Consider the following 13,799-nt stretch of genomic DNA (forward strand, 5'->3'; position numbering starts at 1 on the left):
TTTTTTGCTAGAGCGGCATTACTTCAACTGTGTCGCCCGCCTTGCAGGACGGTGCATCGGGGAGACGCCGGATCAGCACATTGGCTTCTGACAAGGCTGCAAGGTGGGATGAATCCTGCTTGGCCATTGCACGGACGGGGCCGGTGGCCCCATCGCGAACACCGCGCAGATAAGTTTCGCGGTCACCATTGGTCTCAAGCGCTTCCGACAGAACTGCGGTCTCGAACCCAAGCGCCAGCGCGGTGGGCTGTCCAAGCAAGGTGCGCAAGGCTGGAACAAGAAACAGCCGGGCGGTGACCATGGCGGACACCGGGTTGCCGGGAAGGCCCAGAACCGGCAAATCACCGAGTTTGCCGAACCATGCAGGCTTGCCGGGCTTGACCCTGACTTTTTCAAAGATGAGCGTGCCGCCTTCTTCCGTGAAGACGCTTCGTAGGTGGTCGTGGTCCCCGACGGAAGCGCCACCAATGGTGATCAGCAGGTCCGCACCTTCCGCAGAGGCAAGAGCTTCGCGCACATCCTCGGGGTCATCGCGTGCGATGCCCAGCGACAGGGGTTGCCCACCAATCGAAAAGATCAAAGCAGACAGCCCCGGCGTGCCGGAGTTGAATATCTGATCGCCCTTTGGTGTTTCTCCGGCATGTACAAGTTCGTCACCCGTCGCCAGAACAGCCACACGTGGGCGCCGCATGACGGGGATGTTGCCAAAGCCGGCTGCTGCTGCAAGAGAGACCTTGGCAGGGCTGAGAATGGTGCCGGCTTCCAGTAGAAGTTGGCCATCCTCATAATCAGATCCCGCGGGACGGATGTGGCGGCCCGGGTTTGCCAAATCATCTGTGGTCAGTGTGTTGCCGGATATCTCGACATTTTCCTGAATGACAACCTGGTCCAATCCTTCGGGAATGCGGGCGCCGGTTGAGACACGTACGGCCTGCATTTCCCCTATTGGAGTATCCAGCCCGGCACCAGCACGCGATTCACCGCGCAGGGAGAAAGTGCCCTTGCCCAGGTCGGCGGAACGCACGGCATACCCGTCCATTGCCGATACTGCTGAGGGTGGCTGTGAGCGGTTGGCGACAACATCCTGTGAGAGTGTCCGACCAAAGGCCCGCGCAGCCGTCACTGTTTCGGTGCTGAGGGAAGATAGCGCCGCGGCAATCTGCGCACGGGCTTCTTCGACTGAAATCATACGAAGAACTGAAATCTTACTTCTCGCCAAGCCGTGGAATCATTTCAATGAGGTTACATGGCTTGTGAGTATGATCGAACTCAGCCTTGAGAACCTTCTCCCAGCCATCGCGTACAGCACCACTGGAGCCCGGCAGAGCAAACAGAAATGTTTCCCCGGCGATACCGGCGGTGGCCCGCGACTGCAGCGTCGAGACGCCGACGCTCTCATAACTCACCAAGTGGAACACGACCGAGAAGCCTTCGATCTCCTTGTCGTAGAAGGTGTGAAAGACTTCCGGCGTGATGTCGCGCCCTGTAAGCCCGGTACCCCCGGTTGAAATTACGGCATTGATCGCGGGATCATCGATCCACTGCTGAAGTTTGGCCGCAATAGCATCGCGCTCATCCCACACGATGGCACGATCAACCACCTTGTGGCCCGCAGCACCAATCTCTTCAATGAGGTAAGCTCCCGACGTATCGGTGCTTTCATCGCGGGTATCGGAAATGGTCAGAACGGCAAAGCCGACAACTTTGGGGGCTGCTTCTGTCACGGGTGAATTCCACTCTCAACTGTCAGGAAGCCGAACCATAGGGGATGCTGCTTTGCAGGGCGAGACCGGAGGGAACAGTCGTATTTGCAATACGCGTTTAGTTTTTGTCTTCCAGGTGAGACCCGCGCCGCTCAATGTCCTTCAGGATCAATCGGGCATTTCGCATGTTTGACTTGAAGGCAATGTCAAAGATATCGCCGAGAACCGGCACAGCACCAACAGTTGTATCCAGCAAGGTGTTCACGGCCATTGCCGCCAGAGTGCGTTTTCTGACTTTCGCCCGTGATGCTTCAGTAAAAATATATCCCGCCAGCAGAAGCCCGATGGCATCACCAATGCCTGGTATGAACCCAAGCAAGCCATCCACTCCAAGCCGGACCTGTGTTCCTGGCAAGGGAAATTGTGCATCAAGCAGCTTGGCCAGCTTTGCAATGCGTTCAGCAGTCTCGCGCTCCTCACCGGTCAGACTGTCGGGAAGAATGATTTCCTGATCCGGTACCCGGGGTGTCTCGGCCATTGAAACAATTCCTTCGAAGGTTCTTGAAGCGGCGGGAATGCAGAGCATACGCCGGAAATCATTGAGTTTACATGGCGCTGAAGGCGCCAAGGTTGTAGTCCACGACGAATGTGACCTGAGTGTGCTGTAATGGGGTCGAAAGAAACAAACCTTCAACATTGAAGACAAGGAACAGAAAAATGGCGATCGACTTCGTAATTCCAGACGATGCAAAAGAGGTTCGTGCCCGCGTACGCAAGTGGGTGCAGGACGAGTGCATTCCAGCGGAAAAACGCATGGCTGAAGGCGAGGACTACAAGACAGTCCTGGCCGATCTCCGCAAGAAAGCGCGCGCTCAAGGTCTATGGCTGCCATTCATGCCGAAGGAATTCGGCGGTATGGGGCTTGGCCCCCTTTCCAATGCGCTAGTGCAAATGGAACTGGGCCAAAGCCACCTTGGTGCGTTGTCCATGAACTCGCAGGGACCCGACGATGCGACCATGCTTACTCTGCTGGCCCATGGCACTGAGTTTCAGAAAGAAAAGTACCTCAAACCATTTCTGAATGGTGACAAGCGGGTCTGTTACTCCATGACGGAAAAAGCAGCCGGCGCTGACGCAACGGGCATGCAGACAACCGCAACCAAAGACGGCAACGGTAACTACGTTCTCAATGGTGAGAAGTGGTTCTCAAGTTCTGCCAACGTGGCTGACATCGCAGTGGTGATGGCAAAGACCAATCCTGACGCTGCGCGTCATCAGCAGTTTTCGACCTTCATCGTTGAATTGCCCAATCCCGGCTACAAAATCATTCGCAATATCCCCACCATGGCGCATCACAGCGAAGTGGCTGAACAAATGGGGGCTGCTCACTGCGAGATCGAGATCGAGGACCTTGTTGTTCCGGAGGAGAACCTTCTGGGTGGCGAAGGCCAGGGGTTTGCCATGGGACAGCATCGTCTGGCCTATGGGCGGCTGCGTCATGGCATGCACAATGTGGCAATGGCGCAGCGTGCGCTTGATCTGGCGACAGCGCATGTCACAGAGCGCTCTACGTTTGGCAAAGGTCTGGAAGACAGACAGGGCGTGCAGTTCATGCTCGCTGAGTGTGCCAGCCAGCTCTACATTGCCCGCCTCATGCTTATGCACATCGCATACAAGGCAGAAAACGGCCTGGATATCCGTCAGGAAAACGGGATTGCCAAGGTCTTCCTCGCCAACATGGTGCACAAGGTGGTGGATACCGCGATCCAGCTTCACGGTGCCCTGGGTTACAGCACGGACACGCCATTGGCAGGTTGGTACACGGACATCCGGTCCCAGCGTCTGGTAGATGGTCCTGATGAAGTGCACAAATGGATCACCGGCAAGAACGTCATCCGCGCCTTCAAAAATGATGGCACAACAGCTGCTGCAGCCGGCGGTGACTTGCTTTAAATAGCGATCACGATCTTGCGCAGGCTGTTCCGGTTATAACCGGAACAGCCTGCGCTATTTTAATCAATGCTGCCGCGGTCTGCAGGACCCGCGCGAATGTGCGAACTGGCATCTTGTTTGGGCATAGCCGTTGAATGGCCAAAGTTGATCACCGATTTAGCGTCGCTCCCATGATGGAGTGGACAGACCGTCACTGCCGCGTGTTCCACCGCTGCATGACGAAGCACGCCCGCCTCTACACGGAAATGGTAACGGCGGCTGCGGTGGTAAATGGAGATCGTGGCTATCTGCTTGGCTATTCGCCGGTAGAGCATCCGGTGGCTCTACAACTCGGCAGTTCAGATCCTGCAGAGCTCGCACAGGCCGCTCGAATTGGCGCTGACCTGGCCTATGACGAAATCAATCTCAATGTCGGCTGCCCCTCTGACCGGGTGCAATCTGGCAGCTTCGGAGCGTGCCTCATGCGTGAGCCAGACCTTGTGGCGCGGTGTGTGGAGGCGATGAAGAACGAAGTCGATATTCCGGTAACGGTGAAATGCCGCATAGGTGTCGACGATCAGGTGCCTGCGGATGTGTTGCCGGCATTCGCCCGAACTATGCGGGCAGCTGGGGCAGATGCACTCATCGTCCATGCGCGCATGGCATGGCTTGATGGTCTGTCCCCCAAGCAGAACCGTGACGTGCCGCCGCTGGACTACCCGCTTGTCTACGAGTTGAAGGCGGAACACCCCGACTGGCCCATAAGCATAAACGGCGGCGTACAATCCATTGAAGAAGCCGAAGAGCATCTCACCCACATGGATGGAGTGATGATGGGACGTACGGCCTACAACGAGCCATATGTGCTTGCGGCAGTTGATTCGCGGATTTTTGGCAGCAAGGCCGCCCTTCCAAGCCGGCACCAGGTGCTGGAGAGATTTCTGCCATATGTCGAAACCGAGCTGTCAGCCGGTGCCCGGCTTAATTCGATGGCCCGGCACGTGATCGGGCTGTTCCACGGCGCAGCCGGCGCCAGGGCCTTCCGGCGCTACCTCTCAGAGAACATGCACAAGAAAGGCGCGGGACCGGAAGTCCTTGTCGCAGGGGCGCAGCTTGTTCCTGATCCGGATGATGGTGTGGCACAGAGAAAAGAACGTGCGTATGCGGCTGACGACGTGTAGATAGCGCCCATCATGGATTTTGCCGGTATCGATTTTTCAGTTCTTCTGATCTTTGTCTCAGCTCTGGTTGCGGCAGGCCTGCTCGCAGGTCTTGTCGCCGGGTTGTTCGGTGTGGGCGGTGGCATCGTCATTGTGCCGGTGCTGTTTTACGTCTTCACGGCATTTGAAATTCCTGAAGCCGTTAAGATGCATGTTGCGGTTGGCACGTCACTCGCGACGATCATCGTCACGTCCATTCGATCTTTCCGCAGTCATCTCAACTCCGGTGCCGTGGATGTCCCGCTCCTCAAGAGCTGGATTCTCCCGATTGTAGCTGGCGTGTTGACGGGTACTGCTGTCGCGGACATGATCGATGGCACCGCGTTGACGCTCATTTTTGGTGTCATCGCATTGGTGGTGGCAGCCAATATGGCGTTTGCAAAATCAAGCTGGAAACTGGCCGACGACATTCCCGGCCGGCCGGGACGCGATGCCATTGGTGGTATCATAGGATTTCTGTCGACATTGATGGGGATCGGCGGCGGCACTTTCGGCAACACAGTCATGACGCTGTGTGGACGTACGATCCATCAGGCGGTAGCGACGAGCGCGGGGCTTGGCCTCATCATCGCTGTGCCGGCAACGCTTGGCTTTATCGCCAGCGGATGGAACGAGGCAGGCACACCTCCGGGCTCGATAGGCTACGTGAACCTGATTGCGTTTGCTTGCATCGTGCCGGCTACAATCCTGATGGCCCCGGTTGGGGCGCGCCTCGCACATAAATTGCTGCAAAAGACACTCAAGCGAGGCTTCGCGGCCTTCCTGGCGTTGGTGGCAATTCGGATGCTCTACGGTGTTCTTGTTGGCTAAGCGCCGATGATTGCCCATGCTCCGGCAGAGGTCGCAATCAGCTTGTCGCCCACATAGAAATCTCCCTGCGTGAAGACGATGCGTCGCCCCTTCTTGCGAAGGGTGGCATTGCCTTCCACCCAGTCGCCTTCACGGGCGCCGGCGATGAATTCTGTATTCAGGTAGATGGTCGCAATGGGGACGCCACCTGTGGCGTGAAAGACAACCGACCCCAGCAGCGTATCCGCAACCGTGGACAGCATGCCGCCATGAAGCATGCCATACGGATTGCAGTGACGTTTTTCGACCAGAAAGCCATAGCGCTGTTGGCCGTCCACCTGTTGAGGAGGCTTGTAGATCGGCCCGGCGAGTTTCTCGAAGGTGTCGTAGTCGAATGTATGGATGGGCTTCCACCCGTCAGGAACTATGCTCATGGGTCAAAGCTTCTGATCATATTCGCCGACTTCAGGATGCTGAGACAGCACCCCATCGATCTCTTCAAACATGGCACGCAGATTTTCTTCGGATGCGGGGCTTTCCACGACAACGACCAAGCCTGGCTTGTTCGATGAGGCGCGTACCAGACCCCAGGTGCCATCTTCCAGTGTCAGGCGAATGCCATTGACCGTGACGACGTCACGAATTTTCTGGCCCATCAATGTTTCGCCCGCCACAAATTTGGCTGTGTAGTGCGCAACCACTTTGTCGACAACGCCATACTTTTTGTCATCGGGACAATGGGGCGACATGGTGGGCGAGCCCCATGTCTTGGGGAGATCATTCTTGAGGTCAGCCATGCTTCTGTCGGGAGCACGCTCCAGCATGTCCAGCACTGCAAGGGCAGCAACACAGCCGTCGTCATAGCCACGCCCGATAGGGGTGTTGAAGAAATAGTGGCCGGATTTTTCAAAGCCTACCAGAGCGCCAAGCTCATGGCTGCGGCGTTTGATGTAAGAGTGGCCGGTCTTCCAGTAGTCGGTCGTTGCGCCAAGTTTCTGCAACACGGGATCGGTGAGAAACAGGCCGGTCGATTTCACATCCACAACGAATTTCGCGTTCGGGTGCTGTTGCGCAAGATCTCGCGCGAGCATGACGCCAACCTTGTCCGCGAAGATTTCCTCACCAGTGTTGTCCACTACGCCGCACCGGTCTCCGTCACCATCAAATGCGAGCCCCACATCTGCTTTATGCTCCAGCACCGCATCGCGCAATGCATGAAGCATCTCCATGTCTTCCGGGTTCGGATTGTAGCGTGGGAAAGTGTGGTCGAGTTCGCAATCAAGAGGGATGATTTCCGCCCCGGTCGCCTTCAGCACATCGGGCATGAAGGCACCCGCAGTGCCATTGCCACACGCTGCAACCACTTTGAGCTTCCGCTTGAGTTTTGGACGATCTGTCATATCTGCAATGTAACGGTCCCGCATGTCGTCAACATATGCATAGCCGCCACCATCGCGGGATTTGCCCTCACCGCCCAGCACGATTTCCTTGAGACGGCTCATTTCATCCGGGCCAAATGTGAGTGGACGGTTGGCACCCATTTTCACACCGGTCCACCCGTTCTCATTGTGGCTGGCTGTAACCATCGCGACGCATGGAACGTCCAACGCAAATTGTGAAAAATACGCGACGGGCGATAGCGCAAGGCCGATGTCGTGGACTTTGACACCAGCCGTAAGCAGACCGGTGATGAGCGCCTGCTTGATGCTTGTGGAGTAGGAGCGGTAGTCATGCCCAACAGCAATTTCAGGTTTGACACCGAGCTCGTGGATCAAAGTCCCAAGACCAAGACCGAGGGCCTGTACCCCCAACAGGTTGATTTCTTTTTCAAACAGCCAACGGGCGTCGTATTCCCGAAACCCCTGTGGGGCGACGAGAGGAACATTCTCATAGTCGAGCGTATTTGGCGCGATATCTGCGCGAGGAGTGGGCAGCATGGTCAGGCCTCGTATGGCTGGTAAACGCAATGTGGTTGACTAGGGAGTAGCACGCAGCATGCCAAGGCGCATCGGCTGTTTTTCGCGCGTTTTGATCTGCCTACTGCCGCAGAATGAGACGGTCACCATCAAATTGCACTGCACTTAGTTCCCTCAGGAAAGACATGCCAAGCAGTGACTGGGACAGACCATCCCCTTTGGTGATAGAGGCATCCACGTTGCGGACAGTCAGTGAGCCAACCTTTACTTCGTCCAGCACAACGCGTGCTCCAGGGACGGTGCCATTGGCTGTGTTGTACAGGCGGTCAAATCTGAGCGTCGATATGTCGACGCCCAAGCGGGCTGCATCCGAGGCTGAAAGTGCCACGTCGCTCGCGCCGGTATCCACAAGCAGTTTCACGCTCGTCCCGTTGATCAATGCCTGAACATGGAAGTGACCATCACGGCTTGCGCGCAGAGAAACTTCACCATTGCTCTGTTCAACCGGACTTGAAGGAACAATTTCTCCCATGAGCCTTTGGCCCAGCATCTTGAACTCGTTTTGAAGGGAGTAGGCGGCCACCAGCACAATGCCGATGGCGATCCAGACAAGCGCCTGCTTGAGCGCGAGGCCAGCGCGCTCACGCCAACCGACAATCACGGATGACCCAACCAGCGTCAGAAGAAGGACAAGATAGACCAGCCGCATCTGGTCGTTTTCGTCATTCAGGCTGCCCGGGTTCATCACCACCAGCAGCAGAACAACGGCGCTGATCGCCAAACCGCCGAGACCGATCCAGGTCCACTGATTGCGATACATCTCTTCACTCCCAAAGAGGCCGGTCATACAGGTTCATCTATCGCCTATAAATGTGGGCAAGAGTATGAGCAAAAGACTACGATTTTACTTGGAGCAATCAGCGCAAGTTATTATCTGTCTGACACTGTGATACAAATAGTATCACGTGATTTTTGTGTGTTTAAGGTGTCGTTTTGACAAGTGGGCCTACCCAGATGAGACCAGCCGCCGGCGTTTTGCCAGGCGAGATGCGGCAGCGCTTTGGCCTGCCGGTCTTTGAGGCTGGCTGGGTTTGGCTTGCAGGCGCAGGGCCAGGTGATCCCGGATTGCTGACCCTGCATACGGTGCATGGGCTCGCGGAAGCTGATGCCGTTGTATATGACGCGTTGGTGGATAATCGCATTTTGGCATTGGCCAAACCGACGGCTGAGCTGGTTTTTGCTGGTAAGCGTGGCGGCAAGCCCAGCCCCAAGCAACGCGATATCTCAGATCGATTGATTGAGCTCGCGCGGGAAGGCAAGCGCGTGCTGCGCCTTAAAGGCGGTGACCCGTTTGTTTTCGGGCGCGGTGGCGAAGAGGCGCTGGCGCTGGTCGGCGCGAAAATTCCATTTCGGGTGATCCCTGGGGTCAGCGCGGGCACCGGTGGCCTGGCCTATGCCGGGATTCCAGTCACACACCGGGAAACCAATCAGGTTGTGACCTTCGTAACGGGACACAGCGCGGCAGGCGACGTGCCGGATGGCATGGACTGGCAGGCGATCGGCAAGGGGTCACCTGTGATCGTCCTGTATATGGCCATGAAACACTTGGGTGTCATTGCGGAACGATTCCTGGAGGCTGGACGCGCGCCAACGGACCCGGTTGCGGTCGTCAGCAATGCCTCAACTCCCGATCAGCGGGTCTTGGAAACCACACTGGCCCGTGCAGCTGCTGATGTTGCAGCAGCTGGCATGGAGGCACCTGCAATCATTTGCATCGGCGAGGTGGTGCGTCTGAGACAGGGCCTTGATTGGCTTGGCGCCCTTACTGAAGGGCGGATACTGCATCCTGATCCGTTGGCTGAAGCCTCAGATGCTCATGAGGATGGCGAGAGCAAGCAGCGCCCAAACCTCGCCTGATTGCTGCAAGGCCAGGGGCAGCGGCAGCACCTCTGATTCAATCTCCCGCGCCAGCATGCGCGGTGCTCCCCAGGCTCCAATGGCAGCCCCTCCAACCGCCGCTGCACCAGGCAGAATGCCAAGAGCAAAGAGCGCGACAAGCAAGGCAATGATAATTGCGGTGGTGGCAGGGCCCAGCTCGCGACCATTCCCCTCATCCATATCTTCTTCAGAAATTTCGGTGCCGTCCGGCGGCAGGATCACAACTTTTGGATCTACATTGGTTGGCGTCGGCATCACGCCAGTTTCAGCATCTTCGTCGTCTTCTGGAGGATTGGGCTCAAAAAGAATCGCTGCGGCATGCGAAAGAGCACCTGCCGCCGCAAGCGAGACGACCACCATGTGAGGCCCGCCATCCGGCGTGGATGGATTGCCAATAACATAGATCGCCGCAAGCTTGATCATCGTAGCAACGAGGAGAGGACCGGCTGCGCGCTGCCCATGATCATCCATGTGCCCACCGATAAGAATAAGAGCCGCCACACTCAAAACCGTGCAAACCGCTAGCGGCAGGCCTACATCGTGTGCTGCGAAAAACACGCCACCGGCTGCCAGCCCAATCAGGGTGCCGATCACGGGATAGGCCCGGCGTACCCGTGGGTCCAATGCCATGGCAGCAGGTGGATGAGGGAGCGGCAGGCGGGTCAGAGTGGCGGCCGCCGAGTGCAAATCCTGCCACCAGGCTTTGATGGTCCAAGCGTCATCTGCGGCGTGGTAGGGATCGCTCATAGCTTGCAGTCAGACATCATCAAAGGCTATTACCGACATAATTGTAAGTTATGTGATGAATTGGCATCACAGAAAACGTCGCGTCAAGGTGACCCTAGCGGGGTGGTGGTGGATGCGCCACACAGGCGCAGGGGAGTCAGTTTTCTTGAAACACGCACAATCGGAGCTAATATCCCCGCAACGGTGACGCGTGTTCACTTTTTGACATATGGGTGCGGCCGCAACCTCAATGCGGACGGTCGGCCTCACTGCGCCCTGGAGGGAGTATCATGGATATTGAGTTCAGCCCGGAAGACCTGGCATTTCGCGACGAAGTTCGCGAGTTCATCAAGGAAAACTACCCGGAATACCTGCGTGAAAAGAAATCACGGCAGGACATGAGCAAGGAAGACATCCTTGCCTGGCACAAGGTGCTTCACAAGAAAGGTTGGGTCGCTCCTCACTGGCCAAAAGAATATGGCGGCACCGAGTGGAACGTCACCCAGCGCTACATCTGGGGTGAAGAGAATGCCCGCGCGGAAACATCTCCGCTGCTGCCATTCGGGCTCTCCATGGTTGGCCCCGTGATTTTCAACTACGGCAACGAAGAGCAGAAGGCGAAGTATCTGCCGCGCATCCTCTCCGGTGAAGACTGGTGGTGCCAGGGCTATTCAGAGCCGGGCTCAGGGTCCGACCTTGCCAGCCTGCGCACCCGCGCCGTGCGTGACGGTGACGATTATATCGTCAACGGCAGCAAGACCTGGACGACACTTGCCCAGCATGCTGACTGGATGTTCTGTCTCGTGCGCACAGACACGGAAGTGAAGGCGCAGGAAGGTATCTCCTTCATCCTGATCGACATGAAAACGCCAGGCATCACCGTACGCCCGATCATCACCATTGATGGCGGCCACGAGGTGAACGAGGTCTTCCTTGAAGACGTGCGTGTACCGGCTGAGAACATGATCGGCGAAGAGAACAAGGGCTGGACCTATGCGAAGTTCCTTCTTGGCAACGAGCGTTCCGGCATTGCCGGCGTGGCACGGTCGAAGAAGGCGATTGAGCGTCTCAAGACCATTGCCGGTGCTGAGACCGTGGATGGCGAGCCGCTCATCAAGACGGACAGCTTCAAGCGCAAGATTGCCGATCTTGAAATCGACCTGACGTCTCTTGAATTCACCGAGCTGCGGACGCTGGCTCAGGAAAGCAAGGGCAAGGGTCCGGGGCCGGAAAGCTCCATCCTCAAGATCAAGGGTACCGAGATCCAGCAGCGGATCACAGAACTGACCGTGGAAGCGGTGGGCAACTATGCCTACCCGTTCGCCGCGCCGAATGGTGAAGGTTCAAACGAGCTGCCGGGTCCGGACTACGCACTGGGTGCTTCGCAGGGCTACTTCAACATGCGGAAAACGTCGATTTACGGCGGTTCCAACGAGATTCAGCGCAACATCATTGCGAAAGCAGTGCTGGGGCTCTAATCACTACGCCGAACAGTTTTGTTTCCGGGAGGCGGTGGGCTTATGGTCCGACCGCCTCCCGGCTACAGACATCATATGAATTCACATTTTGACTCGACGGGCCGCGTCCAAGTGGTCCGCGTAAAACAACCTGAAAACAGGAAGGACGCCTGAGCAATGGATTTTTCCTTCTCCGAAGAACAGACCCTACTGCGCAACTCCGTGGAACGGTTCGTTCAGGACAAGTACGACTTTGATACCCGCCGTAAGATCACAGCCAGCGACGAAGGATTCAGCCGCGAGAACTGGCAGCAGATGGCTGAGCTTGGCCTCCTTGCAGCGCCGTTCTCCGAAGAGCAGGGCGGCCTTGGCGGCGGCCCCATCGACGTGATGGTGCTGATGGAAGAATTCGGCAAGGGCCTCGTTGTCGAGCCGTTTATTCCAACAGTGGTGCAGGCGGGCGGTTTCCTGCGTCGCGGCACGCCGGCTCAGATCGATGAGCACATTCCAGGCATCATTGCAGGCGAAACCATCTGGGCATTCGCATATGCAGAGCCTCAGGGTCGCTACAACCTGGCGGACCTCACAACAACCGCCGCCAAAGATGGCGACGGCTTTGTGATCAACGGCAACAAGGCTGTGGTGCTTGGTGGTCCTTGGGCAGACAAGCTCATCGTCACAGCCCGCACGTCGGGCGGTCAGCGCGACGAAAAGGGCGTTACGGTCTTCATCGTTGATAAATCGGCAACCGGTGTCACCACACGTGACTACCCAACCGTCGATGGCTCACGCGCGTCGGAAATCACTTTCGAAAACGTCAAGGTCGGTGCGGACGCTGTTATTGGCGAAGTCGACAACGGCCTGCCGCTTGTTGAGCAGGTATCTGACGAAAGCATCGCCGCTCTTGCTGCTGAAGCATGTGGCTGCATGAAGATGCTGGTCGATGACACCGTTGAATATTGCAAGACCCGCAAGCAGTTCGGCATGCCGATCGGCAAGTTCCAGGTCCTGCAGCACCGCATGGTCGACATGTTCATGAACCACGAACAGTCAGTGTCCATCAGCTACATGGTCAACCTGAAGCTTGGTGAAGACGAAGTTGAGCGCAAGAAAGCGGCGTCCGCCGCCAAGGTGCAGATCGGCAAGGCAGGCCGCTTTGTTGGCCAGCAGGCTGTGCAGCTGCACGGCGGCATGGGCATGACGGACGAATTGCGCGTTGGTCACTACTTCAAGCGCCTGACCATGATCGACACCCAGCTGGGCAACGTCGATTATCACCTCAAGCGCTACGCCGACGCTGCATAAGGCCTGGCAATACAGAAACTCAGAATGGCCGCTCCTTTCAGGAGCGGCCATTTTTGTATCTACTGACGCGAAGCAATCGAATTGGATCAGACAATGGCTGAGAAAAAGAAGGTCTGCCTCGTAACAGGCGTCGGCCCGGGAACAGGTGCTGCACTGGTAGAAAGGTTTGCTGTCGGAGGATTTGAAGTCGCGATGCTGGCCCGATCCAAGGACCGCCTTCGTGAGATTGAGGGCAGGGTGACAGGCGCACATGCATATGCGTGCGACGTGTCTGATGCCGCAGGCCTGGCAGGCACGATAGAATCGGTCAGTGAAGATTTCGGCACGCCATCCATCGTTGTTCACAACGCGGTGGGGGGTGCCTTTGGCAACTTCCTCGACATCAAACCAGAGGTTCTGGAGCGTAATTTTCAGGTCAACGTGATGGCATTGCTCAACATCTGCCAGCAGGTGGTGCCCTCAATGATCAAGGCTGGTGAGGGTGTTGTGATGGCGACCGGCAACACGTCTGCTTATCGTGGCAAAGCCAATTTTGCCGGCTTCGCGCCCACCAAGGCAGCGCAACGCATTCTACTCGAAAGCGTTGCACGGGATGCTGGTCCCAAGGGCGTCCATGCAGCATATGTGGCGATTGATGCGGTTATTGACGTGCCCTGGGCACGTGAGGCCATGCCGGATCAGCCAGACGATTTTTTCGCAAAGCCCGTTGATATCGCTGAAGAGTGTTTTCGCGTTGCGCATCAGCCGCGGTCAACATGGACTTTTGATACAATCATCAGACCATTCGGTGAGAACTGGTAGCTATCCGGCCTG

14 protein-coding genes are annotated in these 13,799 nt (G+C 57.0%); 7 read left to right on the plus strand and 7 right to left on the minus strand.

Features of this window, described 5'->3' with window-relative positions:
• Window positions 1-7: 7 nt before the first annotated feature.
• The 3 genes from BN1012_RS04510 to BN1012_RS04520 form a co-directional block, all read right to left on the minus strand.
• Window positions 8-1,189: a molybdopterin molybdotransferase MoeA gene (locus BN1012_RS04510; RefSeq protein ID WP_043948701.1), complete on the minus strand. Its 1,182-nt coding sequence runs from the start codon at window positions 1,187-1,189 to the stop codon at window positions 8-10.
• 16 nt (window positions 1,190-1,205) lie between these two features.
• On the minus strand, window positions 1,206-1,724 hold the full coding sequence (locus tag BN1012_RS04515; protein ID WP_043948702.1) for a molybdenum cofactor synthesis domain-containing protein: 519 nt from the start codon (window positions 1,722-1,724) through the stop codon (window positions 1,206-1,208).
• A gap of 97 nt (window positions 1,725-1,821) precedes the next feature.
• On the minus strand, window positions 1,822-2,241 hold the full coding sequence (locus tag BN1012_RS04520) for a DUF4112 domain-containing protein (RefSeq protein ID WP_081826216.1): 420 nt from the start codon (window positions 2,239-2,241) through the stop codon (window positions 1,822-1,824).
• A gap of 179 nt (window positions 2,242-2,420) precedes the next feature.
• On the opposite strand from BN1012_RS04520, the gene BN1012_RS04525 reads away from it, so the two are divergent.
• The 3 genes from BN1012_RS04525 (at window position 2,421) to BN1012_RS04535 (ending at window position 5,665) form a co-directional block, all read left to right on the plus strand.
• Complete coding sequence (locus tag BN1012_RS04525) at window positions 2,421-3,656, plus strand: acyl-CoA dehydrogenase family protein (protein ID WP_043948703.1); 1,236 nt, start codon at window positions 2,421-2,423, stop codon at window positions 3,654-3,656.
• A 134-nt stretch (window positions 3,657-3,790) separates the two neighbouring features.
• Window positions 3,791-4,816, plus strand: coding sequence for a tRNA dihydrouridine(20/20a) synthase DusA (gene dusA / locus BN1012_RS04530; RefSeq protein WP_063958484.1), 1,026 nt, complete (start codon window positions 3,791-3,793; stop codon window positions 4,814-4,816).
• Window positions 4,817-4,828: 12 nt separating this feature from the next.
• Window positions 4,829-5,665: a sulfite exporter TauE/SafE family protein gene (locus BN1012_RS04535; protein WP_043948705.1), complete on the plus strand. Its 837-nt coding sequence runs from the start codon at window positions 4,829-4,831 to the stop codon at window positions 5,663-5,665.
• Here the strand turns inward: BN1012_RS04535 and BN1012_RS04540 are convergent.
• The 3 genes from BN1012_RS04540 to BN1012_RS04555 all read right to left on the minus strand — a co-directional run bounded on the left by BN1012_RS04540 (window position 5,662) and on the right by BN1012_RS04555 (window position 8,407).
• Window positions 5,662-6,078 (minus strand): PaaI family thioesterase, encoded by a 417-nt coding sequence (locus BN1012_RS04540; RefSeq protein WP_052534580.1) that lies wholly within the window; start codon window positions 6,076-6,078, stop codon window positions 5,662-5,664. The two genes, BN1012_RS04535 and BN1012_RS04540, sit on opposite strands and share 4 nt — an antisense overlap.
• A 3-nt stretch (window positions 6,079-6,081) precedes the next feature.
• Entirely contained in the window at window positions 6,082-7,581 is a 1,500-nt protein-coding gene (locus tag BN1012_RS04550) for a phosphomannomutase/phosphoglucomutase (protein ID WP_043948706.1), read from the minus strand.
• Window positions 7,582-7,681: 100 nt separating this feature from the next.
• Window positions 7,682-8,407: a retropepsin-like aspartic protease family protein gene (locus tag BN1012_RS04555; protein ID WP_052534583.1), complete on the minus strand. Its 726-nt coding sequence runs from the start codon at window positions 8,405-8,407 to the stop codon at window positions 7,682-7,684.
• A gap of 167 nt (window positions 8,408-8,574) precedes the next feature.
• Between BN1012_RS04555 and cobA the strand changes: the two genes are divergently transcribed.
• Window positions 8,575-9,477: a uroporphyrinogen-III C-methyltransferase gene (cobA, locus tag BN1012_RS04560; RefSeq protein ID WP_420887274.1), complete on the plus strand. Its 903-nt coding sequence runs from the start codon at window positions 8,575-8,577 to the stop codon at window positions 9,475-9,477.
• Here the strand turns inward: cobA and BN1012_RS04565 are convergent.
• Window positions 9,427-10,245 (minus strand): adenosylcobinamide-GDP ribazoletransferase, encoded by an 819-nt coding sequence (locus BN1012_RS04565; RefSeq protein WP_043948707.1) that lies wholly within the window; start codon window positions 10,243-10,245, stop codon window positions 9,427-9,429. The two genes, cobA and BN1012_RS04565, sit on opposite strands and share 51 nt — an antisense overlap.
• 269 nt (window positions 10,246-10,514) lie before the next feature.
• Here BN1012_RS04565 and BN1012_RS04570 point away from each other — a divergent pair, with 269 nt between their 5' ends.
• From BN1012_RS04570 to BN1012_RS04580, 3 genes are all read left to right on the plus strand, one after another.
• Complete coding sequence (locus BN1012_RS04570) at window positions 10,515-11,702, plus strand: acyl-CoA dehydrogenase family protein (protein ID WP_043948708.1); 1,188 nt, start codon at window positions 10,515-10,517, stop codon at window positions 11,700-11,702.
• A 156-nt stretch (window positions 11,703-11,858) separates the two neighbouring features.
• The gene (locus BN1012_RS04575) at window positions 11,859-12,986 is read left to right on the plus strand and encodes an acyl-CoA dehydrogenase family protein (protein ID WP_043948709.1); all 1,128 of its coding nucleotides are present in this window, start codon (window positions 11,859-11,861) and stop codon (window positions 12,984-12,986) included.
• A gap of 93 nt (window positions 12,987-13,079) precedes the next feature.
• The gene (locus tag BN1012_RS04580) at window positions 13,080-13,787 is read left to right on the plus strand and encodes an SDR family NAD(P)-dependent oxidoreductase (RefSeq protein ID WP_043948710.1); all 708 of its coding nucleotides are present in this window, start codon (window positions 13,080-13,082) and stop codon (window positions 13,785-13,787) included.
• Window positions 13,788-13,799: the final 12 nt, after the last annotated feature.

Source organism: Candidatus Phaeomarinobacter ectocarpi, assembly GCF_000689395.1.
Classification (GTDB): domain Bacteria; phylum Pseudomonadota; class Alphaproteobacteria; order CGMCC-115125; family CGMCC-115125; genus Pyruvatibacter; species Pyruvatibacter ectocarpi.